A 22,978-nucleotide genomic window follows, 5' to 3' on the forward strand; every position below is an offset into this window, starting at 1 on the left:
GAGAGTGGTTCAGCGCTTCGGCGCGGCCTTCAGCCAGCGGGTGACGTCGCCGGTGAACATCACCCCGGTCGCGACGGCGGCGAGAACGGCCACCACGAACGGCAGGATAGACACGGCCGGGTTCAGCACGTCCCGCGCGGGTGACAGCACGGTCCAGAACGCGATCGACCCGACGACGGTGACGACACCCATCGTGGTGAGCGTCCCGCGGCCACCGATCACGCGGTCGCGCAGGCGGATCGCCCCATAGATCACCAGCAGCAGCACGATCACGCAGACACCGCCTGCGGCGACCATCGCGATGTCGACGGTGTTGGCGATGTCGCGCGGCGCGGTCGTCGGGTTGTCCGACGCCAGAGACCTGCGGATCGCGGAGCGGGCCGACCCCTGGTCCAGGGCGACGAGACCGGCGGTGGCGGCCAGGGCGACGAGCGCGAACACCCACACCGCGATGCCGAGGTCGATCACGCGGGGACGGCGGTCGTCGACGGGGGCGCGCATCGGCGTGACGGCGACCCGGGGGCGTTGTGGGCGGGGCGCGTCGGCCCCGTGGGATCCCGCCCCGCCCGATCCGGCGCGGGTCGCCGGACGGACGGCGGGCCGGCGGTCGTCGGACGGCGTCGGCGGGTCGGGCTCATCACGGACGTCGGACATCACCCGAGCGTAACGACGGCCCTGATGTGCCCGGGCCGCGACACGGCACCACGATAGGGTCTGCGCAGGAAAGCACCGTCGGCGCGACGACGGCGGTGATGTCACCGACGAGAACGAGGTACCCCGGTCATGGCTCAGGTGTTGGGAGTCTCGGTCACCGATCTCCAGATCGCCTCGGTGGTCATGGAGGTCTCCACCGGCAACGTGTTGGCGCGCAACGTGGTGGATCTCGCCGACGACTCGCCCGAGTCGGTGTTCGACGCGATCTCGCAGCTCGTCGAGACCGCACCGTTCGAGGTCGAGTCGATCACCGTCGCCTGCGCGCGCCGCAGCATGCAGGTCGCCCTGCACAACACCATCACCGGCCCCGCCGCGGGCGCCCCGGACTGGTACGCCCGCACCACCATCACCGACACCCCTTTCGCCTTCGCCAATGTCGCTGCAGCACAGTCGGATCAGCGCGGCGTGGTCGTGGTGATCGACCTGGCCGAGAACGCGATCCCGTTCAACGAGCTGTCGATCGCCGCCGTCGACACCGAGTCGGCCAGCGTGGTCGGTGCCGTCCAGTTGCCCGCGGGGGGTGAGCGCGAACCGGTCACCGAGCCGACCGGCGCGGCCACCGTGGCCGCGGCGTTCGATCTGCTGCCCACCACCGACGCCGGCCGGCGCGGGGTGTTCGTGGTGGGGCCGGGGGCGTCGCTCGCCGGGGTCGGTCCCGCTCTCGAATACGAGACCCAGCTCCCCGTGCAGATCGCCGACGAGCCGACCTTCTCCGCCGCACACGGTGCGGCCCTGCACGGACGCTCTCGCGGCGGCGCGACGGGCGCCCGCAACCGGTGGCTCATCCTTGGCGCGGCGGCAGCCGCGGCCGCGGTCCTCGCCGCGGTCGTGGTGGCCATCGTGTTCCTCTCCGGTGGCGACGACTCGCCCACACCGGCCGTGGTGAGCACGACGGTGAGCGCACCCACCACCACGTCCTCGACGCCGAGCAGCACCTCACGTCGGCCCTCGAGCACCACCACGACCCCCGAGGCGCCGGTGGAACAGGTCCCCGAGACCGCCGAGCAGGCACCGCCTCCGCGGGACACGGTCACCGTCACCCAACCCCCGCGCACCATCACCCGCACCACGACGCCGCCGACCACGACCACCACGACCTCGCCGCCCAGTTCCGCGGCTTCGGAGCCGAAACCGTCGGCCGTCGCCGACCCCTCGGCCAACTAGAGGCGAGCTCAGACCGGGTCGTGATCGATCATGCGTCCGGGCACCCCGGCGATGATCAGGGTGCGACGGGTGTTGTCGATCATCGGCGCCGATCCGGCGATCACCACCTGCGCGTCGGGGGCCGTGCCCGCATCGAGGGCGGCGCCGACCTCCGACCCGACGATCTCGTCGAGCCGGCCGATGCGGTGGCGGATGTGCAGGGCCTCGGCGTCGACGGTGCGGGTCAGCCACCACGGGTTGGTGTCCTCCTCCGACACCACCGTCACCGACAGCCATGGATTGGACCCGGCCAGGCGCGCGAGAACCGGCGCCTCGTACAGCTCGCCGGGATAGCGGGCGCCGTAGTACAGCCGCGCCGGTCGGGTGTCGGCGCGACGGGCCATCTGCAGCAGCAACGCGCGGATCGGCGCGATGCCGGTGCCGCCGGCGACGAGCACCGACTCGCGGGTCGGGTCGATCGACAACGTGCCGTGGTTCTGCGCGAACCGCCACACGTCGCCCACCGCGGTCTCGCCGACGATCGCCGAGCTGACCGTCCCACCCGGGATCGCCCGCACGTGGAACTCCAGCTCGCCGAGCGGGTTCGGCGGGATCGACGGCGACAGATGGCGCCACACCCGCGGCCACTGCGGTATCGACACCTCCAGATACTGACCGGCCGCGTGCGGTAGCGGGTGATCGGAGACGAGCCGGATCACCGCGAGGTCGCGGGACATACGGAACTTCTCGACCACCCGTGCGTCCCAGGTGGCAGGCCCCGGCGCGGTCTGCGCCGCCCCGCGCATCACGCCGGTGGTGAGCATCATCGCCTGGGTGGTGATGGTGGCGAGCTCGTGGTCGTAGTCGTCGCCCATCGTCGCCGAGATCTCGGCGAGCATCGCGTTGCAGAACACGTCGAAGTCGGCGGGCGTCACGCCGTACTTGCGGTGGTCGCGGCCCAACTGCGCGAGCAGGTCGACGAGGTCGGGGTGCGAGGCGGTGTCGGGGAACGCCTCGAGCACATGATCGAGCACGCCGAACAGGGCGGCCCGCTGATGGGCCATGGTCGCCCCGAAGAGATCACGCAGAGCCGGGCGGATCGTGAACAGTCGGGTGTAGAAGTCGGCGACGAAGCGGTCGGGGTCCTCGGCGATCCGCGCTCGCACCAGCGCCAGCCCGCGGCGCGTGTGACCACCCATCGCAGAACTCGCCCTCCGTCGTCGCCCGCTCGAACTCGATGCGCCCACCACGGGTGGACCGGCCCCACGTTAGTACAGTCACATCATGGAGCCATCCGACGACGACGCCGATCGCGTGCACAGCGGATCGGAACCCTTTGCGTCGGTGGATGATTACGCGGCGGTGACCTCGGGCCGCGGCGCCCTGGCCGGCGTCGTCGAGGGGATCGTCGACGCCCACATGCACCAGTGGGACCCGCTCACCACCCCGCGGGAGAGCAGTCGCGCCGCGCGGGTGTACCGCTTCGCGCCGGCGGTCGGCGACCGGGTCTTCCGGCTGACCAACCAGTCCGACCGCGAGATGGCGCTGACCCCGCGGTTCCTGCTGCGGCCCTATCTACCCGAGCACTATCGGCGCGACGTCGCCGACGTGGAGGCGACCGCGGGCGCACCGATCTCCTCGGCGGTCCACATCGAGGCGTCGTGGCACGGATCGGATCCGATGGCCCCGGCCGGGGAGACCCGCTGGATCGACGCACTGCCGTTCGGCGTCGGCGGCGCCCCGGCACTCGCCGCCATCGTCGGTCACGTGCAACCCCGTGACTCCCACCTCGGTGCGCTGTTGTCGATGCACGAACGGGCGGCGCAGCGGGCGCCGTTCCGCGGTGTCCGCACGATGGCGTCGCATCATCCCGATCCCAAGGTGCGCGACTGGACCGACACCCCGCACCTGCTCGCGTCGCGCGATTTCCTCCACGGGTTCGCGCGGGTCGCCGAGCGCGGACTCACCTTCGAGGCCTGGGTGTACTCGCATCAACTGCACGATGTCGCGGTGCTGGCGCGTGAGTACCCGGACGCGACGATCGTCCTCGACCACTACGCGACCCCGGTCGGGGTCTTCGGGCCCATGGGTGCCCGTACCGGTCACACCGCGGCGGCGCGCGCCGACATCCTCGCGCGGTGGCGCGACGGCATGGCCGAGGTCGCCGCCTGCGCCAACGTGGTCGCGAAACATTCCGGTCTCGCGTTCTCGTTCCTGGGCTACGGCCACCAACCGTCGGGGAACATCGGCAGCCAGGCGACGCTGACCGACATGATGGGTCCGCTCATCTCCCACACCACCGACCTCTTCGGCCCCGACCGCCTCGTGTTCGGGTCGAACTTCCCCATCGACAAACCCAACGCGAGCGTGGCCACCATCGTCGGCACCCTCCTCGACGTCCTGGCCCCTCGTGGGCCGGAACTGCTGCGCAAGGTGTTCCACGACAACGCTGTTCGCGTGTACCGCCTCGACGAGGAGTCCTCCGACCCACGCTGAGCGCAACCATGGCGCTCGCCGCCCGGTGTCGCGACCATGAAGCGAGGTCTGTCTATCGAGGAGCCATCTGTGCCGCGTCCCATCCGTTTCAACGCCTTCGACATGAACTGTGTCGCCCACCAGTCGCCCGGTCTGTGGCGTCATCCGCAGGACCGCTCGTGGGACTACAACACCCTCGACTACTGGGTGGAGCTGGCGAAGCTGCTCGAGACCGGCGGCTTCGACGGCCTGTTCATCGCCGATGTGTTGGGCACCTACGACGTGTACGCGGGCACCGACGAGGCCGCCATCCGCCAGGGCGCGCAGACCCCGGTGAACGATCCGCTGCTGCTGGTGTCGGCGATGGCGTACGCGACCGAGCACCTCGGGTTCGGCATCACCACCGGCACGGGTTTCGAGCACCCGGTCCCGTTCGCGCGCCGCATGTCGACCCTCGACCACCTGACGAAGGGGCGGATCGGCTGGAACGTCGTCACCGGCTACCTGCCGTCGGCCGCACGCAACATGGGCGAGACCGATCAGCTCGCCCACGACGCGCGCTACGACCACGCCGACGAGTACCTCGAGGTGCTCTACAAGCTGTGGGAGGGCTCGTGGGAGCGCGACGCCGTGCGACGTGACCGCGAGGCCGGGGTGTTCGCCGACCCCGCGAAGGTCCACCACATCGGCCACCACGGCGAGCACTTCTCCGTCCCCGGCATCCACGTCTCCGAACCGTCGCCGCAGGGCTCGCCGGTCATCTACCAGGCCGGCGCCTCGCCCCGTGGACTCGCCTTCGCCGCGGGCAATGCCGAGGCCATCTTCGTCGCCGCACCCACCAAACCACTGCTGCGCGAGACGGTCTCGAGGGTCCGCGCCGCACTCGTCGACGCCGGACGCAAGCCGTACGACGCCCGCGTCTACACGCTGCTGACGATCATCACCGACGCCACCGAGGAGGCCGCGCAGGCCAAGGCCGCCGAGTACCGCAGCTACGCCAGTGCCGAGGGGTCACTGGTGTTCATGTCGGGCTGGATGGGTATCGACCTGTCGGCCTACGACCTCGACGAGCCGATCGGCAACGTGGAGTCGAACGCGATCCAGTCGGCGGTCGCCTCGTTCCAGCAGGCGTCCGACACCGGCAAGGAGTGGACCGTCGGCGACATCGCGGCCTGGGGTGGCATCGGCGGTATGGGTCCCGTGCTCGTCGGGTCGGGGGACAGCATCGCCGATCAGCTGCAGAGTTGGGTCGACGAGACCGATGTCGACGGTTTCAACCTCGCCTACGCCGTCACCCCGGGCACGTTCGCCGATGTCATCGACCACGTCATCCCGGCGTTGGAACGCCGTGGTGCCTATGAGCGCGGGTACACGCCGGGCACCCTGCGACACAAGCTGTTCGGTGAGGGCGATCGACTTCCCGACCGGCACCGCGGCGCGACCTACCGGGTCGGAGGCGTCAACTCCACCATCGACGACTCGGTGCGCGACGGGGTCGGCGTCGGGCGCTAGTAATTCACCAGTCCTACCGGACCTCGACCGGTGGTGACGAACTCCGGGGTGGTTCTACCCACGGCCGTGCATCGGTAGGGCGTTCGCGGTACCCGTTTCCTGACCGTGGTGCGCGTCGGTGCACGAAGGGTGATCCGTAGCCTCGGTGGGGAGCGTGTGGCACCCGTCGACGAGGAGTGGCGATGACCGATCCTGCAGTGTCCGACCTGTCGATCGAGGAGAAGGCGTCCCTCGGCAGCGGCGCCGACTTCTGGACCACCAAGGCGGTCGGGCCGATTCCGTCGCTGATGCTGACCGACGGCCCGCACGGCGTGCGCAAGCAGACCGGCGCCAGCGATCACCTGGGGCTGGCGGGCAGCGAACCCGCGACGTGTTTCCCGCCCGCCGTCGGGCTCGGCCAGTGCTGGGACCCCGAGTTGGTGCAGCGGGTGGGGGAGGCGTTGGGCCGTGAGGCGCAGGCGCTCGACGTCGACGTGCTGCTGGGGCCGGGGGTCAACATCAAGCGCGACCCGCGCTGCGGACGGAACTTCGAGTACCTGTCCGAGGATCCCGTGGTCGCCGGCGTGCTCGGTGCAGCGTGGGTGACGGGAGTGCAGAGCGTCGGGGTCGGGACGTCGCTGAAGCACTTCGCCCTCAACAACGCCGAGACCGATCGGATGCGCTCGAGTTCCGACGTCGACCCCCGGCCGATGCACGAGATCTACCTCCGTGCCTTCGCGCACATCGTCGTGACCGCACGCCCGTGGACGGTGATGTGCTCCTACAACCGCATCAACGGCGTCTACGCCGCCGAGAACCATTGGCTGCTCACCGAACTCCTCCGCGAGACATGGGGATTCGACGGTGCGGTGGTGAGCGACTGGGGTGCGGTGCGTAACCGGGTCGCCGCGGTCCGCGCCGGTCTCGACCTGGAGATGCCGGGCGTGGGCACCGCAGCCGACACGGAGGTGATCGACGCCGTACGCGCCGGTGACCTGTCGCAGGACGCGGTCGATCGTGCCGCCGGCGCCGTGGCCGGATTGGCGCGCCGGGTGCAGTCCGGACGGGATAACGCCGCCGGCGCCGACCTCGACGCGCACCACGCCCTGGCTCGCGAGGCCGCGGCCCGCAGCATCGTGCTGCTCACCAACGACGACCACCTGTTGCCGCTGCAGCCGGGTATCGCGATCGCGGTCATCGGCGCGTTCGCGCAAACGCCCCGCTACCAGGGCGGCGGGAGCTCGCACGTCAACCCGACCCGGCTCGACATCCCACTCGACGAGATCCGTGCGCAGGCCGGCTCCGGCACCGTGACCTTCGCGCCCGGTTTCACCACCGACGGGTCCGGCGACGCGGCGGCGCTCCGCGACGAGGCGGTACGCACCGCGGCCGCCGCCGAGGTGGCCGTGCTGTTCCTGGGGCTGGGGGATGACCAGGAGTCCGAAGGCTTCGACCGCGAACACATCGAGATCCCGACCGACCAGCTCGATCTCGCGTCCGCGGTGGTCCGCGAGCAGCCACGGACCGTCGTGGTCCTCGCCCACGGTGGAGTGCTGCGCCTGGCACCGGTCTCCGATGCGGTCCCGGCGATTCTCGACGGCGCCCTGCTCGGTCAGGCCGGTGGCGGCGCCATCGCCGACGTGCTGTTCGGAGCGGTCAACCCGTCCGGGCGCCTCACCGAGACGGTGCCCGTGCGTCTGCAGGACTGCCCGTCGTACCTCGACTTCCCCGGCGAGAACTCTCACGTCCGGTACGGCGAGGGCATCCACGTCGGCTATCGGGGATACGACGCCCGCGGGCTCGACGTCACCTTCCCCTTCGGGCACGGGTTGTCCTACACCGATTTCCAGTATCGCGATCTGTCGGTCACCGCCGACGCGACCGGCGTCGACGTCGAGGTCACCGTCACCAACACCGGTGCGCGGGCCGGACGCGAGGTGGTGCAGGTCTACGTCACGAAGCCCGACTCGCGCGTCACCCGGCCGCCCCAGGAGCTGAAAGGCTTTGCCACCACGTCGGTTCTCGAGCCCGCCGCCTCCGAGACGGTGTCGATCCGTGTTGCCCGATCCGACCTCGCCTTCTGGGATGTGCGGCGCGGCGACTGGACCGTCGAGGACGGGGTCCATGTCGTGGCGGTGGGTGCGTCGAGCCGCGACATCCGCGTCACCGACACCGTCGAGGTGGCCGGCGACGACGACTCGGTTCCGATCACCTGGCAAACCACCCTCGCCGAGGCCCTTGCCGATCCGGTGATCGGGAAGGCCCTCGCCGAGATGGTGCCCGGCGGTGGGTCGGACGGTGGTGACGCCCTCGGTACCGACATCGTGAAGATCATGGGTTCGATGCCGCTCGACCGGCTGAAACGCTTCGGCATGGGATCCGGCGCGCTTGACGATCTGCTCCCCACCGACTGATCCCGACCCACCGCGAACCGGGGATCGGTCAGCGGTTCTCGCCCGCGCGCCGGATGAAGTCGATCTGCTCGGGAGTCGGTCCACCGAAGTTCTTCTGGATCTCCTCGGTGTTCTCCTCCTGCATCCGGTACATCCCGTCCCGCAGGCCCGGGTCGCCGCCGTGGAACTGTTCGAGCAGCCCCATCCACTCGGCCGCGAGGGCGCCGGCCTCCTCGGACGCGGGGTCCATCCCCGCGGCGATCGCCGCATCGACCTCGGCGATCAGCGACGGCCAGCGGTTCTCGACCGCACGGATCTGCTCCTCGCCCAACTCTTCTCGACGAACTGCCAGCGCGGCCAGCTGCTCGGGGTCGAAATAGTCCTCCACTCGTGCATCCACTGTCATCACCCTTCTGATGAGGTCGAGGAGGTCGGTGTCGGTCGGCCGATCCCGTTGACGCACCGTCGCCAGGACGGTCGCCATATGGGCCTGCAGCCTCTGCATCGCCACGAGCTGCGCATCGACGTGATCGGCATGCGCGACGAGCATCGCCTCCAGCGAGGTCTCGCCGGTGACGGCACCGGCGACCTGTTCCTGCGACAGCCCGAGCTGCCGCAGGGCCAGGATCTCGTAGAGGCGTGTCACGTCGTCGCCGGCGTAGAGCCGGTAGCCGGCGCCGCTGCGCCGCGACGGGCTCAACAGTCCGATGTCGTCGTAGTGATGCAGAGTCCGCACCGTGAGACCGGTGAGCTCCGCCAGTTGTCCTACCCGGTAGAGCTTCTCGGGCCCATCCATGCCGTCACCACTTCCTCTGTGACCATCTCTTCTCGTCGGTCACGAGGTGTGGCCGACGAAGAGGACGCTAGAGCCGCACGCTACGTGAGGGTCAACATCAGGGACGAGGAACGTTGCGCAGGTTCGACTTCGCCATCTTCACGGCCTCACCCATCCCACCGTTGAGCACCACCTTGCTCATCGCGAGGGCGAACCCCTTGAGCTGGGTACCGGTGAGCTTGGGCGGCACCGACAGCGCCAACGGGTCGGTGACGAGCTGCACCAATGCCGGTCCGTCGTGGGCAAACGCCTCGGACATCGCCGCGGCGATGTCGCCGGGTTCGGTGACCCGCCGACCGTGGATCCCGGCGGCGTCGGCGATCGCGGCGTAGTCCACCGGTGCGACATCGACGCCGAAATCGGCTAGTCCGTCGACGAGCATCTCCGCCTTCACCATGCCGAGGGTGGCGTTGTCGAACAGCATGATCTTCACCGGCAGCTTGTACATCGCGACGGTGAGGATCTCCGACAGCAGCATCGACAACCCGCCGTCACCGGAGACCGAGATGACCTGTCGCCCTGGCTGCGCCGACTGCGCGCCGATGGCGTGGGGGAGCGCGTTGGCCATGGACCCGTGCAGCATCGAGGCGATGAACTTCCGGCGACCGGTGGGGTTGATGAAGCGCGCGGTCCACACGTTGCACATGCCGGTGTCGGTGGTGAAGATCGCGTCGTCGGCGGCGAGGTCGTCGAGGATCGACGCGGCGTATTCGGGGTGGATGGGGGTCAGCTTCTCGGCGTTGCTCGCGTACGCGCCGACGACCTTGTTCATGAGCGTGTCGTGTTTGTCCAGCCACGTGTCGAGGTAGCGACGATCGGTCTTGCGGTGCACCAGCGGCTCGAGTGCGCGCACCGTTGCTCCGACGTCGCCGTGTACGGGCAGCTCGACCGCGGTGCGTCGGCCGATCTTCGTGGCGTCGATGTCGACCTGAGCCGTGGTGACCTCGGGCAGGAACTGCGAGTACGGGAAGTCGGTACCCAGCAGGAGCAGCAGGTCGGCGTCGTGGATGCCGGCGTGGGCGGCGCCGTAGCCGAGAAGGCCGGTCATCCCGACGTCGAAGGGGTTGTCGTACTGGATGAACTCCTTGCCGCGCAACGAATGTCCGATGGGTGCGCTGATCTTCTCGGCCAGCGCGACGACGTCGTCGTGGGCCCCCTTGACGCCGTATCCGGCGAAGATGGCGACCTTCTCCGCGGAGTTGATGGCTTCGGCCAGCTTCTCGACGACCGTGGCGGGCGGGGTGACGATCGGCGCCTCGGGGATTGACAGGGGATCCATTGCCGCGGTGGCGGATTCCTCGGCGATGTCGCCGGGCAGGGTGATCACCGCGACGCCGTTGCCGGTGATGGCGGAGTGGATGGCCGCACGGAACATCCGCGGCGCCTGATCGGCGGTGGAGATCAGCTCGTTGAACAGCGAACACTCCCCGAACAGTCTGTCGGGGTGGGTTTCCTGGAAGTATCCCGAACCGATCTCGCTGCTCGGGATGTGCGACGCGATCGCGAGTACGGGTGCCCCGGAGCGGTGCGCGTCGTAGAGGCCGTTGATGAGGTGGAGGTTGCCGGGCCCACACGACCCGGCACAGACGGCGAGGCGCCCGGTGGTCTGTGCGTCGGCGGCCGCGGCGAATGCTGCGGCCTCCTCGTGGCGCACGTGGATCCAGTCGATTCCGCCCTTGGCGGCGCCGCCGGACCGTCGGACGGCGTCGACCACGGGGTTCAGACTGTCACCGACGATGCCGTAGATGCGGGTGACGCCGGCATCGATGAGGCCGCGGATGAGTTGATCGGCAATGGTTGTCGCCATGGGGAGTCTCCTGGTGAGAGGTGGGATGGGAGCTCGCCCCGGGGTGTGGGGAAGGGGCTCGGCGGAACCCACGCTAGTCGCGCCGCGGCGCGGCACGGGCGACGAGAGCGGCATCGTACGGTCGGCGCCTCGTGCCACGACGATGGCGGCCGGAGGGATCCCGACCGCCATCGGTCGCTCGTCGTCGCGGACTGCGGTCGCCTGAGCGACCCTCTCGAGAGGCGATCTAGCCGATCAATTTGCCGGTCTCGGTGGCGCAGTAGAGCGGTACCGCGGTGCGGACGAAGTTGAGCGCCTTACCGGCGTCGTCGTTGTACTTGTCCTTCACGCTGTCGGCGGCCTCGGTGGCGCTCTTGCCGCCCTGGAGGTCCTCGCACACGTCCTTGGCCTCGTCCACCATGTCGTCGTCGCTGCCGAACTTCAGGTTCGCGACGCCCAGTGCGGCGACGAACCCGGCGTCGCGGGTGTTCGATGCGGCGTTGCCCGCCGAGTCGGCAGCTTTGGAGGCGGCGCTGCCGATGTCGTCGGCGGCGCTGGTCGCTGCGTTCGAGGCCGAGTCGCTCGAGTTCTGGGTGTCGGAGTCCGAACACCCGGCCAGGACCAGCGCGCTCGCGGCGATCGCGGCCAGGATCAGCTTCTTCATGTGTGCCCCACATCTGTTGTCGCCGTCGGATCTCGACGGCGGCCATCAGTATCGCCCAGCGGTCCGGCGGCCTCCGCGAATGCGACAAATCCGTTACCCGTCCGGGCCATGTGTAGGTTCGTGATCAGCGCGATCCCCGCCGATCAGGAGGCTGCCATGAAGCTGACCAAACACACCCACGCCTGCGTGGTCGTCGAGTCGGGATCGGCGACGATCCTCGTCGACCCCGGCGCGTTCGGGTCGGAATCGGCCGACCTGCTCGCGAGCGCCGACGCGGTGCTGATCACCCACGAGCACTTCGACCACCTCGATGTGGAGAAGATCGGCGATGCCCTCGGCGCGCGTCCCGATCTGCCGCTCTACGGCCCGCCGTCGATCGCCGGCGTGATCGAGGGTCATGCCGACCGCATCACCACGGTCACCGCGGGCGACTCGTTCTCCGTCGGCGACATCGACGTCACCGTCCACGGCGAGCGCCATGCCGTCATCCATGCCGACATCCCGGTCGTCGACAACGTCGGCTATCTCTTCGGCGGGCGGGTGTTCCACCCCGGCGACTCCTACGAGGTCCCCGACGCCGATGTCGAGGTGCTGCTGGTCCCCATCAGCGGGCCGTGGATGAAGATCGGCGAGGCGGCCGATTTCATTCGCGCGGTGGCCCCGCGCCGGTCCATCGCGATCCACGAGATGTTGCTCTCCGACGTCGGCAAGAGCCTCGCCGACAACTTCCTCGGCACCGACGGTCTCACCGAGGTGACGCTCGAGCAGCCGACGCCGGGAACGGTCATCGAGATCTGAGTTCTGGGGACGCGCCCCCAACTGTGGACAACCCGACTCCGTCGACGCCGTCGGAACGCGATCGGTCGGTGCCCGTTGCGACGCTGTCGTGCATGGGAATTCGCTACTACGCATATCCGGTCGACGGTGCCCTCATCGAGCAGGCGCGTGCAGAGCCGCTGATGTTCTTGTCCCCGGATCCGCTGATGGACGCATGGGGAGGTGCAGGGGACGGCTGGGCGCGGTCCCACGGCGAGCCTCGAGCGAGCACGTTCACGATCGGTGAGGTGCCGGAGTCGGAACGGCCTCGGATGCTGTATCTCGACAAGGCCTATCCCGTGCTCCAACGACTCTTCCGCGATCGTCCGTCGTACCACCTCGTCGCGGGCGCGGTGAGACCGTGCGGCATGGGATGGGATCCGTGGATCGAGGTGCTCGGCCCGGGAGAGGTCGCAGACATCGCTCGCGACGTGGTCCTCGTCGATCCCGTCGCCGAGGGTGACGTCGCGCTCGGTGGCCCGATGAACTGGGATGCGGAGACGATCAACTCGTATGTGGTTCGCGCGCAACAGTTCGTGGCCGAACTCGCCGCGGAGGGCAAGGGCCTCGTCTACATGATCGGCTGACAGGCAGGTCTCAGTTCAGGATGTTGATCGCGCGGGCGAGCACCATCGCCACCGTCGCGAGCGCGATCACCGACTGGATCATCATCGCGAGCTTCGCCCACCGACTGAGCGGCATGGTGTCGGTGGGGCTGAAGGCGGTGGCGTTGGTGAACGACACGTAGAGGTAGTCGGCGAAGCGTGGCTCCCAGTCGGGGTCGGACACGTCGGGCGTCGTCATCTGGGGGAACAGGAAGTCCGGATACTGCCGGGTGCCCGCCGCGCGGGTGGCCGGTCCGCCGCGGTCGAGATCCCAGTACCAGAGTCCGAAGATGATGACGTTGGTGAGATACACGGCGCCGCCGGTGGCGAGAAGCGCAGCGGCAGAGACCTTGTGGTCCCCGGACACGATGTCGGTGACCAGTCGCACCGCCGCATAGGCGTTGGCGATGCTGGCCACCGCGATCAACGTCAGGCTCGCCGCCCGCAGTGGACGCGACACCCGGCTGATCCGCAGCGGGTTCGCGATGACCAGCATCACCAGCAGAACCAGCTCGATCGCCGGCAGGAGGTATCGCGACGAGAGGTTGAGTCGGTCGGGCAGCGACAGCTGCAAGGCGATCACCGCGATGATCGCCAACGCGGCAGCCCACCGCGGCTCGCCCTCGGTGATGCGGCGCCAGGCGGGGAGGGCCTCGGCCTCGAGGCGTCGGCTGAGGTGGCGGTCTCCGCCGTCGCGATCGGTCATGTCGGCGATTGTGCGCCCCGGGTGGCCGGATGAGTCGGCGGTGTCGGCGAAGACCGATATAGTATGCGCGCATACTATTCGTCGGAGTGGGGAGTTGCCATGTGGAGTGTCGAGATCACCGGTGAGAGCACGGCGTCCCCGTGCGCGCTGTACGCACGATGGGTCGATGTCGGTACCTGGTCGGAATGGAACGACGGTGTCGAGAGCATCGAGATGACCGACGCGTTCGCCCCCGGGGCGCGGGCGCGGATGACGTTCCCGGACGGCTCATCACTACCGTTCGAGATCACCTGGGTCGATCCCGGTCGGGGATACGAGGATCTGACCGAGGTTCCCGACGCCGGCGTCGTGGTGCGGGTTCGGCACGTGGCCGAGGCCGACGGCGACCGGACGCGGATCACCTACCGCTGCGAGGTCACCGGCGCCGACGACGACACCTGTGCTGCCGTCGGGTCCGGGGTGTCGGAGGATTTCGGTGCGGTGATCGCCGGTCTCGCGCGCATCGCCGAGGCCAGATGATCGCGAGTCTCCCGCCCGCGGAGAGTCCGGGACTGCTGCTGTGGAGGGTCACGCTCGCCTGGCAGCGCGCGATCACCGCGGCGCTCAAACCTCTCGGCCTCACCCACGTGCAGTTCGTGCTGTTGGCGAGCACCTGGTGGCTCACCGACAACGACACGGTGCCACCCACCCAGCGACGCATCGCCGACCACGCGGGCACCGACGCGATGATGACGTCGCAGGTGCTGCGCCTACTCGAGACCAAGGGGCTCGTCGAGCGCCGCCCCGACCCGGTCGATGCCCGGGCGCGGTCGGTGCGCCCCACCGCCGCCGGTGCTCGACTGGCGCAGCAGGCCGTCGTCGTGGTCGAAGACGTCGATCACGACTTCTTCACCCCGGTCGGCAGCCGTGCCGCGATCGCGATGCTGACCCGGTTGGCGCCAAGCGACGCGGAGCGCGATCGAGGTCGGAGTTGAGGACCGCCGCTGTCCGCAATTGCTGTGAGGCTGTTCTCATGACCACCACCGAGACACAGGGAGCCACCATGAACACCACCACCGCCGCGCCGGCCACCGACGAGCGCAGCGAACTGCTCGCCGAACTGGCGCAGGCGCGGGGCTTCCTCATCGGCACGGTCGACGGCCTCACCGACGAACAGCTCGCCGCCCGGCCGACGGCAAGCGCCCTGTGTCTCGGCGGGTTGATCAAGCACGTCGCCTCGACGGAGGCCGACTGGATGCGCTTCGTCGTCGAGGGCACGGCGGCGACCGCGCTCGACCTTCCCGACGGGGTGAGCTGGGACGACATCATGTCGGGTACAGCGCACACCTGGCCGCAGTGGGCCATCGACCGTCAGAACGACTTCCAGATGCTGCCCGGCGACACCCTCGGGTCGGTGCTGTCGCACTACGCGGACGTCGCGGCGCACACCGAGGAGGTCATCGGTTCGGCCGGTGATCTGTCCCGGACGACCCCGCTGCCCGAGGCGCCGTGGAACACCCCCGGCGCGTCGTGGAGCGTGCGGCGCGTCCTGATCCACCTGGTGTCGGAGACCGCCCAGCATGCCGGGCACGCCGAGATCATCCGCGAGAGCATCGACGGCCGCACCACCATGTGACCGCTCGGTCCCCGGCGGCGCCGGATCAGCAGTGCAGAAGTGGCCGGGAAGACCAGAACGGACATCGGTGTTGCACGACACCATGACCTCCCCATCCGTGCCCGCCGAGGCCTACGAGCCGGACCCGCGTCGGTGGACCGCCCTCACGGTCTGTCTCGCGGTCGGCTTCATGACCCTGCTCGACGTATCGATCGTGAACGTGGCGCTCCCGTCGATCGAGAAGGGGATCGGCGCGTCCTCGGCCGATCTCTCGTGGGTGGTGTCGGGGTACGCGTTGGCGTTCGGACTCTTCCTGGTGCCGGCGGGTCGTATCGGCGACGCGCGAGGACGCAAGACCACGTTCATCGTCGGTCTGATCCTGTTCGTGGTCGCCTCGGCGGCATGCGGCTTGGCGACGGGGCCGCTGACCCTGGTGATCGCCCGGCTCGTCCAGGGCCTCGCGGGCGGCATCCTCAGCCCGCAGGTGTCGGGGCTGATCCAGCAGCTCTTCCGCGGCGCCGAGCGAGCCAAGGCGTTCGGTCTGTTCGCCGCGACCATCGGCATCTCGACGGCCGTCGGCCCGTTGCTCGGCGGCGTTCTCATCGAACTCGGCGGTGTCGAGCACGGCTGGCGCTACGTGTTCATGGTCAACGTGCCCATCGGGGCCGTGGCGCTCGTCGCCGCGATCAAGTTGCTGCCGTCGCGCGACGCCGAGACACTCCAGCCGCTGCGCGCCTCGTCGTTCGACCCGGTCGGCGTCGTCCTCCTCGGACTCGGTGTGCTCGCGGTGATGCTGCCGCTGGTGCAGGAGCAGCAGTGGAAGGGCTCGGCCAAGTGGCTGCTGTTCATCCCGGCCGTGCTGCTGCTGGTGGCGTTCGTGCTGTGGGAGCGGCGCCAGGGCGCACGCGGGCATCAGCAGCTCGTCGACCTCTCGCTGTTCTCGATGCGCTCGTACACCCTCGGCTGCGTCATCGGCACCGTCTACTTCGCCGGGTTCACCACGATCTTCTTCGTGTACACGCTGTATGTGCAGCAGGGACTGGGCTATTCGGCCCTGCAGGCCGGTCTCGCGGTGACGCCGTTCGCGATCGGGTCGGCGGTGTCGGCGCGCATCGGCGGATCGATCGTCGGACGATTCGGCCGCAGCCTCGTCGCCGTCGGACTGGCCATGGTGCTCGTCGGAATGATCGGTGCAGTCGTCGCGTCGGTGGTCGTCCCCGGTTCCGGGGTCGGGTGGGCGGCTGCGATCCCGCTGCTGATCGCCGGCGTCGGGTCGGGTTTCGTGATCTCACCCAACGTCACCCTCACCCTCGACGAGGTCCCGGTGAAGCGCGCCGGCATCGCAGGTGGGGTCCTGCAGACCGGTCAGCGCATCGGGTCGGCCGCGGGTATCGCCCTCGTCGGTGCGGTGTTCTTCGCGAAGATCGCCGATTCGCGGGGCGACTTCGCCCCGGCGTTCCAGGTCGGTCTGTCCGTCGCCGCCGCGCTGGTCGGTGTCGGATTGCTCATCGCCGTCGTCGATGCCGTCACCGCGCAGCGCACGACGGAGAAGGCAGCGACCCCGGTCTGACACCGACGCACGGGCCCACGGATCCGAGGGCGGCGACACAGCCGACGCAACCTGGCCGACAATGGCGGGTATGAGCAACAACAAGACCGTGTTCCACGGCTGGCTCTACAAGCCGTCGAGGTTCCGACTGCTGGTCGGGCTCTACCCGCCGCTCCTCGGAGCGGGCGTGCGTGTCTCGCACATCGCCGACGACTGGACCTCCGGGGCGATCACGGTCCGCGTCTACCCGTGGACGGCGAACCTGCACGGCGCAGCGTTCGGGGGAGCGCTCTTCTCGGCCACCGATGTCCTCTACGGGATGATGCTCGCCGCGCAGCTCGGCCGTCGGTTCGAGGTGTGGACCAAGGCGGCGAGCATCGAATTCCAGGCGCCGGGCCGCGGTCGACTCGAACTCCGCGTCGAGCTACCTCACGACGAGGCACAGCGCATCCGCGACCAGGCCACCCGAGACGGTGTCACGCAGGTCATCCACCACGTCGACATAGTGGACTCCACGGGCGCCGTGGTCGCGGGCGCCGATCACACGATGCGGATCAGGTTGCGCAGCAACGACACCGCGCAATCGGTGCCCCCTGGTCCACGGTGACGGCGTACCGCCGCGGGCGGTCTGATGACTGTCAGGCGCCGCACTCGGGGGATGGGGTGCGAGGCAGGCACCAGATGATGGTGGGGGTCCGCGGTGCGGGCTGCGACACCGCGAGCACTCGGTTGCCGGTGACGCCGGTTCCGTAGGTCGCACCGATCTCGAGTCCCGCAGCGGGATGACGATAGAGGCCGACACCGGTCTTGCGGATCAGGCGCTGGTAGGTGATCGAGATACCCGGACCGGCAGGTTGCCATGTGACGGACCATGTCTCGCCGTCGACCGCCCCGTCACCTTCCAGAATCTGCCCGGTCCCATCGGCCGCGAGGTCGAGTGTGCTCGAGTGGCGTTGATAGTGGCCCACGAAGGCCGATGCAGTCGTCCCGCCCTGTTCGCCGCCCGCGGTGTCGACGGCCGTCGGGTCGGTGGGCCTCTCGGTGCTGGTGACCGTCTCGGTGACCACCGGTGGATCCGCCACGGCGGTCGCCTGTGTCGACGGCGCGGCAGAGCGGGTGACGGTCACCGTCGAGGTGGCTGTGGTGGCGCTGTTGTCGGTCGACCCGCATCCGGCGAGCGCGGCCACGGCCACGGCGACGGTGATGGGGGCGAGCAGGCGATGGGTCAAGGTGTCTCCTCGATGGGGGCGAGACCCCGCGAGGCGGGGCCTGGAACTGTCCTGTACCACCACTGTCGTCGCAATCCTCCTCTCCGTTACCGTGACACACGAACAACCTGTCCGAAGGCCGTAACGCACGCCGCGAACTGGGCGAATACCCGGTACGTCCCGTTACCCGCGACAGTGAGGCGAACCGAGCAGTGACCACGAACCCCGACGAACCGACACGTGCGCGCGACGTCGACCGCGTGTCGGTTCTCGCCGCGCTCGACGACGCACTGATGGACGGTCAACTCGACTACGGCGAGTACCGCCGTCGTGTCGGCGTCGCGGGATCGGCGGCCACCCTCGGCGAGCTCGGGGCGCTGACCGCGGATCTGCAATCGACGGATCGACTGCCCGCCCCGCCGACGCCGCAGTCGTGGTGGCGGCGTCGGCGGGTCATCGCCGCGTCGGGCATCGTTGCCGCGGCGGCGGCGGTCGCCGTGACCCTCGTGGCCGTGGTGCCCGGCGACGAACCCTCGGCAACGCCCGCGGTCGCGAGCGATCCGTTGATCGCAGGCGACATGTTCACCGCCGACGGGATACGCGAGGTCGTCGACGCCACGCTAGACCGGTTCCACACCACCACCGTCGAGGGGATCCACCTCTACCGAGACCATGCGGTCCTCCATGTGGTCGATCCCGCATCCCCGACCGGCAGCACGCACTACGACTACTCGCCGGGCGGCGAGTTCCATTCCCCGGAGTTCTACAACGGCCTGTCGGTCAGCAACTCGAACGCGCCGGTCGACCTGGCGCGCATCGACGCCGACCGTGTCGCGACGCTGATCGCGTCAGCACCGCAGCGTCTGGGCCTCACGCCCGCGAACGCCGGGCGCGAGCAGTTCCGCGTCACCGTCGGCGGTGACGACGGGGGCGAGATCTGGATGGGCGTCAACGACTTGGGTATCGATTCGCATCTGGTGTCTCATCTCGACGGCACGGTCGAAGGTGTCGAACGGTGCGGTTGGGGTTGCTAGGTCGCACGAACCGGTCGACGGGCGAATCAGGCTGGCGCCTCGGACAACTGACCGGTGCGGCTACGGTCGTGACATGACGATCCTGACGCGCGGCGCGAACGGCCCACTCGACGAACGCCGGTTCACGGCGTCGGTGTCGGGACCGTCGGCGGGGACGTGTGACCTCATGGTGTTCTGTGTGACCGAGGCCGGTCGTGTCCGCACCGACGACGACTTCGTGTTCTTCAACAACCCGGTGGCGCCCGGCGGTGCGGTACGGCTCGCCGGAGCCGACGCAGTCGAGGTGGATCTGGATGCCGCGCCGACCGACGTGCACACCCTCCGGCTCGCCGTGGTGCTCGACGACTCGGCGCCCGGGACCCTGGCCGACGTCGGTGGCCTCTCCGTCACGATCGGCGGCGTCGACCTGCCGGCGATGGGTCTGACCACCGAACGCGCGGCCGTCCTCACCGAGATCTACCGGCGTGGCGGGGCGTGGAAGATCCGCAACGTCTCCGCAGGCTGGGACGCCGGCTTCACGGCGCTGGTGACCGAACACGGCGTCAGCGTCGACGACGCACCCGCGGCTTCTCCACCGGCAGCCCCGACACCGCCACCCGCCGCGACACCGCCGGTGAACCTGGGGAAGATCACGCTCACGAAATCGGCGCCGACGATCTCGCTGGCCAAGGTGCGCGACAAGCCGAGCGGCACCATGCGTATCAACCTGAACTGGAGTCGCGGCGCCGTGAAGGGCGGCCTGTTCCGTAAGCAGACCGGCGGTGTCGATCTCGACCTCGGATGCCTCTATGAGCTGACCGACGGCACCAGGGGCGTGGTGCAGGCGCTCGGCAACTCCTTCGGCAGCCTCACCGGCCCGCCGTGGATCCTGCTCGACGGCGACGACCGCAGCGGAACCGTGTCCGGGGGCGAGAACCTCCTGATCGACCTGTCGCATCTCGCCGAGTTCCGTCGGGTCCTGGTGTTCGCGTTCATCTACGAGGGCACGCCGAACTGGTCGACCGCCGACGGCGTGGTGACGCTCTTCCCGCCAGGGGGCGCCGAAGTCGAGGTCCGTCTCGACAGTGCGGACAACACGGCCATGACCTGTGCCATCGCGGTGCTGGAGGTCCGCGGGGGCGAGTTGAGCATCACCCGCGAGGTCCGCTACATCAACGGCGGCCAGCGCAAGCTCGACGAGGCGTACGGGTGGGGGATGAAGTGGGCCCGTGGCTCGAAGTGAGCCGATCGCGGATGTGCTCATCCGCGGTGCGGTGGCCGTTGTTGCGCGAACCCTCCCGCATCCGCATACTTGAGCGGAACAGACTCAAGTAAGTTCGCGTTGAGGTCTGTAACGGGCCTCGCAAGCCCGATGGACCACGAAACATGCACGAACCTCACTCAAGAAAGGTGAGCCCATGACCAACCCCAACTCCGGCGGGTTCAACCCGACCACCAAGACGCAGGCCGCATTGTCGGCCGCGGTGCAGGCGGCCACCGCCGCCGGTAACCCCGACGTGCGCCCCGCACACGTCCTGGTCGAACTGCTCGATCAGCCCGACGGGATCGCCTCCCCCCTTCTGAAGGCGGTCGGTGTCGACCCCGCATCGGTGAAGGCGCAGGCCGCGAACCTGGTGTCCCGGATGCCGACGGCGTCGGGCAGCAGCTCCGCACCGCAACTCACCCGCGAGACGATCGCGGCCATCACCGCCGCCCAGCAGCTGGCCGGCGAGCTCAGCGACGAATACGTCTCGACCGAGCACCTCGTGGTGGGTCTCGCCACCGGCGACGGAGATGTCGCGAAGCTCCTCGCCGATGTCGGGGCGACCCCGCAGGCCCTGCGCGACGCGTTCGTCGCCGTGCGTGGCAGCGCGCGCGTCACCTCGCCGGACCCGGAATCGACGTACCAGGCGCTCGAGAAGTACTCCACCGATCTCACCGCGCAGGCCCGCGAGGGCAAGCTCGATCCGGTCATCGGCCGCGACACCGAGATCCGACGCGTGGTGCAGGTGCTCAGCCGCCGCACCAAGAACAACCCCGTGCTCATCGGTGAACCCGGTGTCGGCAAGACCGCCATCGTCGAGGGTCTCGCGCAGCGAATCATCGCCGGCGACGTGCCGGAGAGTCTGCGCGACAAGACCGTCGTCAGCCTCGACATGTCGTCGATGGTCGCCGGCGCCAAGTACCGCGGCGAGTTCGAGGAACGTCTGAAGGCTGTCCTGGAGGAGATCAAAGGCTCTGCGGGGCAGGTCATCACGTTCATCGACGAGCTGCACACCATCGTCGGGGCCGGCGCGACCGGCGATTCCGCGATGGATGCGGGCAACATGATCAAGCCGATGCTCGCCCGTGGCGAGCTCCGACTGGTCGGCGCGACCACGCTCGAGGAATACCGCAAGTACATCGAGAAGGACGCCGCGCTGGAGCGACGGTTCCAGCAGGTGTACGTCGGTGAGCCCTCGGTCGAGGACGCCGTCGGCATCCTGCGTGGACTCAAGGAACGGTACGAGGTGCATCACGGTGTCCGCATCACCGACTCGGCCCTGGTGGCCGCGGCGTCGCTGAGCGACCGCTACATCACCTCACGCTTCCTGCCCGACAAGGCGATCGACCTCGTCGACGAGGCCGCTTCGCGCCTGCGCATGGAGATCGACTCGCGGCCGGTGGAGATCGACGAGGTCGAGCGCATCGTGCGGCGGCTGGAGGTCGAGGAGGTCGCGTTGTCGAACGAGACCGACGAGGCGTCGAAGCAGCGGCTGGACAAGCTGCGTCGTGAACTCGCCGACCAGCGCGAGAAGCTCAACGAGCTCTCGGCGCGGTGGCAGGGCGAGAAGCAGGCCATCGACGGTGTCCGCGACCTGAAGGAGAAGCTCGAGGCGCTGCGCGGCGAGTCCGACCGCGCCGAACGCGACGGTGATCTCGGTCGGGCCGCCGAGCTGCGATACGGCCAGATCCCGGCGCTGGAGAAGGAACTGGCGGTCGCCGCCGAGAAGAGCGTGCCCGCAGGTGATTCGGTGATGCTCAAGGAGGAGGTCGGCCCCGACGACGTCGCCGAGGTCGTCTCGGCGTGGACCGGGATGCCCGCCGGCCGCATGCTCGAGGGCGAGGTCGCGAAGCTGCTGCGCATGGAGGACGAGATCGGTGCGCGCGTCGTCGGCCAACGTAAGGCGGTCGAGGCCGTGTCCGACGCGGTGCGGCGTTCCCGCGCCGGTGTCGCCGACCCGAACCGTCCGCTGGGCTCGTTCATGTTCCTCGGGCCCACGGGCGTCGGCAAGACCGAGCTCGCGAAAGCGTTGGCCGAGTTCATGTTCGACGACGAGCACGCCATGGTGCGTATCGACATGAGCGAGTACGGCGAGAAGCACAGTGTCGCAAGGCTCGTCGGTGCCCCTCCGGGCTATGTCGGGTACGAGGCGGGTGGTCAGCTCACCGAGGCGGTGCGGCGACGCCCCTACACGGTGGTGCTCTTCGACGAGATCGAGAAGGCGCATCCCGATGTGTTCGACATCCTGCTGCAGGTGCTCGACGAGGGCCGGCTCACCGACGGTCAGGGACGAACGGTCGACTTCCGCAACACGATCCTGATCCTCACCTCGAATCTCGGTGCCGGTGGCAGCGAGGAGCAGGTGATGACGGCGGTGCGCTCGGCGTTCAAGCCCGAGTTCATCAACCGGCTCGACGACGTGTTGATCTTCGACGGGCTCAACCCCGAGGAGTTGACGTCGATCGTCGACATCCAGATCGGTCAGCTCAAGACCCGACTCGCCCAGCGGCGCCTCGACCTCGAGGTGTCGACCAACGCCAAGCGCTGGCTCGCCGCACGAGGGTTCGATCCGCTCTACGGTGCCCGGCCGCTGCGCCGACTGGTGCAGAAGTCGATCGGCGACCAGCTCGCCCGAGGGCTGCTGGCCGGCGACATCCACGACGGCGACGTGGTGCCGGTCAACGTCTCTGCCGACGGCGAGAGTCTGGTCCTGGGTTAGATC

At 69.1% G+C, this 22,978-nt stretch carries 21 protein-coding genes; 14 read left to right on the plus strand and 7 right to left on the minus strand.

What is annotated here, in order from left to right; translation table 11 throughout:
• Positions 1 to 9: 9 nt before the first annotated feature.
• On the minus strand, positions 10 to 654 hold the full coding sequence (locus tag ACLBW1_RS04425) for a hypothetical protein (RefSeq protein WP_447810311.1): 645 nt from the start codon (positions 652 to 654) through the stop codon (positions 10 to 12).
• A 129-nt stretch (positions 655 to 783) separates the two neighbouring features.
• Between ACLBW1_RS04425 and ACLBW1_RS04430 the strand changes: the two genes are divergently transcribed.
• Complete coding sequence (locus ACLBW1_RS04430) at positions 784 to 1,878, plus strand: hypothetical protein (protein WP_447810312.1); 1,095 nt, start codon at positions 784 to 786, stop codon at positions 1,876 to 1,878.
• An 8-nt stretch (positions 1,879 to 1,886) separates the two neighbouring features.
• Here ACLBW1_RS04430 and ACLBW1_RS04435 read toward each other — a convergent pair whose 3' ends face one another.
• Positions 1,887 to 3,056, minus strand: a complete 1,170-nt coding sequence (locus ACLBW1_RS04435; RefSeq protein ID WP_447810313.1) for an FAD-binding oxidoreductase — start codon at positions 3,054 to 3,056, stop codon at positions 1,887 to 1,889.
• Positions 3,057 to 3,141: 85 nt separating this feature from the next.
• On the opposite strand from ACLBW1_RS04435, the gene ACLBW1_RS04440 reads away from it, so the two are divergent.
• The 3 genes from ACLBW1_RS04440 (at position 3,142) to ACLBW1_RS04450 (ending at position 8,237) form a co-directional block, all read left to right on the plus strand.
• Positions 3,142 to 4,353, plus strand: a complete 1,212-nt coding sequence (locus tag ACLBW1_RS04440) for an amidohydrolase family protein (RefSeq protein ID WP_447810314.1) — start codon at positions 3,142 to 3,144, stop codon at positions 4,351 to 4,353.
• A gap of 36 nt (positions 4,354 to 4,389) precedes the next feature.
• Positions 4,390 to 5,844 (plus strand): LLM class flavin-dependent oxidoreductase, encoded by a 1,455-nt coding sequence (locus tag ACLBW1_RS04445; protein ID WP_447810315.1) that lies wholly within the window; start codon positions 4,390 to 4,392, stop codon positions 5,842 to 5,844.
• A 182-nt stretch (positions 5,845 to 6,026) separates the two neighbouring features.
• Positions 6,027 to 8,237 carry a glycoside hydrolase family 3 C-terminal domain-containing protein gene (locus ACLBW1_RS04450; protein ID WP_447810316.1) on the plus strand — a complete coding sequence of 737 codons (2,211 nt, stop codon included), beginning with the start codon at positions 6,027 to 6,029 and terminating at the stop codon, positions 8,235 to 8,237.
• Positions 8,238 to 8,265: 28 nt separating this feature from the next.
• Here ACLBW1_RS04450 and ACLBW1_RS04455 read toward each other — a convergent pair whose 3' ends face one another.
• The 3 genes from ACLBW1_RS04455 to ACLBW1_RS04465 form a co-directional block, all read right to left on the minus strand.
• The gene (locus ACLBW1_RS04455; RefSeq protein WP_447810317.1) at positions 8,266 to 9,012 is read right to left on the minus strand and encodes a MerR family transcriptional regulator; all 747 of its coding nucleotides are present in this window, start codon (positions 9,010 to 9,012) and stop codon (positions 8,266 to 8,268) included.
• Between the two features lie 97 nt (positions 9,013 to 9,109).
• A complete protein-coding gene (locus ACLBW1_RS04460; protein WP_447810318.1) occupies positions 9,110 to 10,858 on the minus strand; it encodes a pyruvate dehydrogenase in 1,749 nt (582 codons plus the stop codon).
• 226 nt (positions 10,859 to 11,084) lie between these two features.
• The gene (locus ACLBW1_RS04465; protein WP_447810319.1) at positions 11,085 to 11,501 is read right to left on the minus strand and encodes a DUF732 domain-containing protein; all 417 of its coding nucleotides are present in this window, start codon (positions 11,499 to 11,501) and stop codon (positions 11,085 to 11,087) included.
• A 156-nt stretch (positions 11,502 to 11,657) separates the two neighbouring features.
• On the opposite strand from ACLBW1_RS04465, the gene ACLBW1_RS04470 reads away from it, so the two are divergent.
• Together ACLBW1_RS04470 and ACLBW1_RS04475 are read left to right on the plus strand one after the other, a co-directional pair.
• Positions 11,658 to 12,299 carry an MBL fold metallo-hydrolase gene (locus tag ACLBW1_RS04470; RefSeq protein ID WP_447810321.1) on the plus strand — a complete coding sequence of 214 codons (642 nt, stop codon included), beginning with the start codon at positions 11,658 to 11,660 and terminating at the stop codon, positions 12,297 to 12,299.
• A 92-nt stretch (positions 12,300 to 12,391) separates the two neighbouring features.
• Positions 12,392 to 12,904 (plus strand): hypothetical protein, encoded by a 513-nt coding sequence (locus ACLBW1_RS04475; RefSeq protein ID WP_447810322.1) that lies wholly within the window; start codon positions 12,392 to 12,394, stop codon positions 12,902 to 12,904.
• Between the two features lie 10 nt (positions 12,905 to 12,914).
• Here the strand turns inward: ACLBW1_RS04475 and ACLBW1_RS04480 are convergent, their stop codons facing one another.
• Entirely contained in the window at positions 12,915 to 13,628 is a 714-nt protein-coding gene (locus ACLBW1_RS04480; RefSeq protein WP_447810323.1) for a hypothetical protein, read from the minus strand.
• A 99-nt stretch (positions 13,629 to 13,727) separates the two neighbouring features.
• Between ACLBW1_RS04480 and ACLBW1_RS04485 the strand changes: the two genes are divergently transcribed.
• From ACLBW1_RS04485 to ACLBW1_RS04505, 5 genes are all read left to right on the plus strand, one after another.
• On the plus strand, positions 13,728 to 14,147 hold the full coding sequence (locus ACLBW1_RS04485) for a hypothetical protein (protein ID WP_447810325.1): 420 nt from the start codon (positions 13,728 to 13,730) through the stop codon (positions 14,145 to 14,147).
• Complete coding sequence (locus ACLBW1_RS04490) at positions 14,144 to 14,602, plus strand: MarR family winged helix-turn-helix transcriptional regulator (RefSeq protein ID WP_447810327.1); 459 nt, start codon at positions 14,144 to 14,146, stop codon at positions 14,600 to 14,602. The genes ACLBW1_RS04485 and ACLBW1_RS04490 overlap by 4 nt, the downstream gene beginning before the upstream one ends.
• Before the next feature lie 38 nt (positions 14,603 to 14,640).
• Complete coding sequence (locus ACLBW1_RS04495; protein ID WP_447810328.1) at positions 14,641 to 15,243, plus strand: DinB family protein; 603 nt, start codon at positions 14,641 to 14,643, stop codon at positions 15,241 to 15,243.
• Positions 15,244 to 15,325: 82 nt separating this feature from the next.
• Positions 15,326 to 16,792 (plus strand): MFS transporter, encoded by a 1,467-nt coding sequence (locus ACLBW1_RS04500; protein WP_447810329.1) that lies wholly within the window; start codon positions 15,326 to 15,328, stop codon positions 16,790 to 16,792.
• Between the two features lie 70 nt (positions 16,793 to 16,862).
• Complete coding sequence (locus tag ACLBW1_RS04505) at positions 16,863 to 17,378, plus strand: PaaI family thioesterase (protein WP_447810330.1); 516 nt, start codon at positions 16,863 to 16,865, stop codon at positions 17,376 to 17,378.
• A gap of 31 nt (positions 17,379 to 17,409) precedes the next feature.
• Here ACLBW1_RS04505 and ACLBW1_RS04510 read toward each other — a convergent pair whose 3' ends face one another.
• A complete protein-coding gene (locus ACLBW1_RS04510) occupies positions 17,410 to 18,000 on the minus strand; it encodes a hypothetical protein (protein WP_447810331.1) in 591 nt (196 codons plus the stop codon).
• Between the two features lie 191 nt (positions 18,001 to 18,191).
• Here ACLBW1_RS04510 and ACLBW1_RS04515 point away from each other — a divergent pair, with 191 nt between their 5' ends.
• From ACLBW1_RS04515 to clpB, 3 genes are all read left to right on the plus strand, one after another.
• Complete coding sequence (locus ACLBW1_RS04515; RefSeq protein WP_447810332.1) at positions 18,192 to 19,013, plus strand: DUF1707 SHOCT-like domain-containing protein; 822 nt, start codon at positions 18,192 to 18,194, stop codon at positions 19,011 to 19,013.
• Between the two features lie 73 nt (positions 19,014 to 19,086).
• Positions 19,087 to 20,235, plus strand: a complete 1,149-nt coding sequence (locus tag ACLBW1_RS04520; RefSeq protein WP_447810333.1) for a TerD family protein — start codon at positions 19,087 to 19,089, stop codon at positions 20,233 to 20,235.
• Between the two features lie 175 nt (positions 20,236 to 20,410).
• Complete coding sequence (gene clpB / locus ACLBW1_RS04525) at positions 20,411 to 22,975, plus strand: ATP-dependent chaperone ClpB (RefSeq protein ID WP_447810334.1); 2,565 nt, start codon at positions 20,411 to 20,413, stop codon at positions 22,973 to 22,975.
• Positions 22,976 to 22,978 lie beyond the last annotated feature (3 nt).

This window comes from Williamsia sp. M5A3_1d (assembly GCF_053345315.1).

Excerpts from the sequence above, each read along its gene's own strand:
- ACLBW1_RS04425 (WP_447810311.1), bottom strand. The coding sequence starts at position 654 with ATGTCCGACGTCCGTGATGAGCCCGACCCGCCGACGCCGTCCGACGAC.
- ACLBW1_RS04430 (WP_447810312.1), top strand. The coding sequence starts at position 784 with ATGGCTCAGGTGTTGGGAGTCTCGGTCACCGATCTCCAGATCGCCTCG.
- ACLBW1_RS04435 (WP_447810313.1), bottom strand. The coding sequence starts at position 3,056 with ATGGGTGGTCACACGCGCCGCGGGCTGGCGCTGGTGCGAGCGCGGATC.
- ACLBW1_RS04440 (WP_447810314.1), top strand. The coding sequence starts at position 3,142 with ATGGAGCCATCCGACGACGACGCCGATCGCGTGCACAGCGGATCGGAA.
- ACLBW1_RS04445 (WP_447810315.1), top strand. The coding sequence starts at position 4,390 with ATGAAGCGAGGTCTGTCTATCGAGGAGCCATCTGTGCCGCGTCCCATC.
- ACLBW1_RS04450 (WP_447810316.1), top strand. The coding sequence starts at position 6,027 with ATGACCGATCCTGCAGTGTCCGACCTGTCGATCGAGGAGAAGGCGTCC.
- ACLBW1_RS04455 (WP_447810317.1), bottom strand. The coding sequence starts at position 9,012 with ATGGATGGGCCCGAGAAGCTCTACCGGGTAGGACAACTGGCGGAGCTC.
- ACLBW1_RS04460 (WP_447810318.1), bottom strand. The coding sequence starts at position 10,858 with ATGGCGACAACCATTGCCGATCAACTCATCCGCGGCCTCATCGATGCC.
- ACLBW1_RS04465 (WP_447810319.1), bottom strand. The coding sequence starts at position 11,501 with ATGAAGAAGCTGATCCTGGCCGCGATCGCCGCGAGCGCGCTGGTCCTG.
- ACLBW1_RS04470 (WP_447810321.1), top strand. The coding sequence starts at position 11,658 with ATGAAGCTGACCAAACACACCCACGCCTGCGTGGTCGTCGAGTCGGGA.
- ACLBW1_RS04475 (WP_447810322.1), top strand. The coding sequence starts at position 12,392 with ATGGGAATTCGCTACTACGCATATCCGGTCGACGGTGCCCTCATCGAG.
- ACLBW1_RS04480 (WP_447810323.1), bottom strand. The coding sequence starts at position 13,628 with ATGACCGATCGCGACGGCGGAGACCGCCACCTCAGCCGACGCCTCGAG.
- ACLBW1_RS04485 (WP_447810325.1), top strand. The coding sequence starts at position 13,728 with ATGTGGAGTGTCGAGATCACCGGTGAGAGCACGGCGTCCCCGTGCGCG.
- ACLBW1_RS04490 (WP_447810327.1), top strand. The coding sequence starts at position 14,144 with ATGATCGCGAGTCTCCCGCCCGCGGAGAGTCCGGGACTGCTGCTGTGG.
- ACLBW1_RS04495 (WP_447810328.1), top strand. The coding sequence starts at position 14,641 with ATGACCACCACCGAGACACAGGGAGCCACCATGAACACCACCACCGCC.
- ACLBW1_RS04500 (WP_447810329.1), top strand. The coding sequence starts at position 15,326 with ATGACCTCCCCATCCGTGCCCGCCGAGGCCTACGAGCCGGACCCGCGT.
- ACLBW1_RS04505 (WP_447810330.1), top strand. The coding sequence starts at position 16,863 with ATGAGCAACAACAAGACCGTGTTCCACGGCTGGCTCTACAAGCCGTCG.
- ACLBW1_RS04520 (WP_447810333.1), top strand. The coding sequence starts at position 19,087 with ATGACGATCCTGACGCGCGGCGCGAACGGCCCACTCGACGAACGCCGG.
- clpB (WP_447810334.1), top strand. The coding sequence starts at position 20,411 with ATGACCAACCCCAACTCCGGCGGGTTCAACCCGACCACCAAGACGCAG.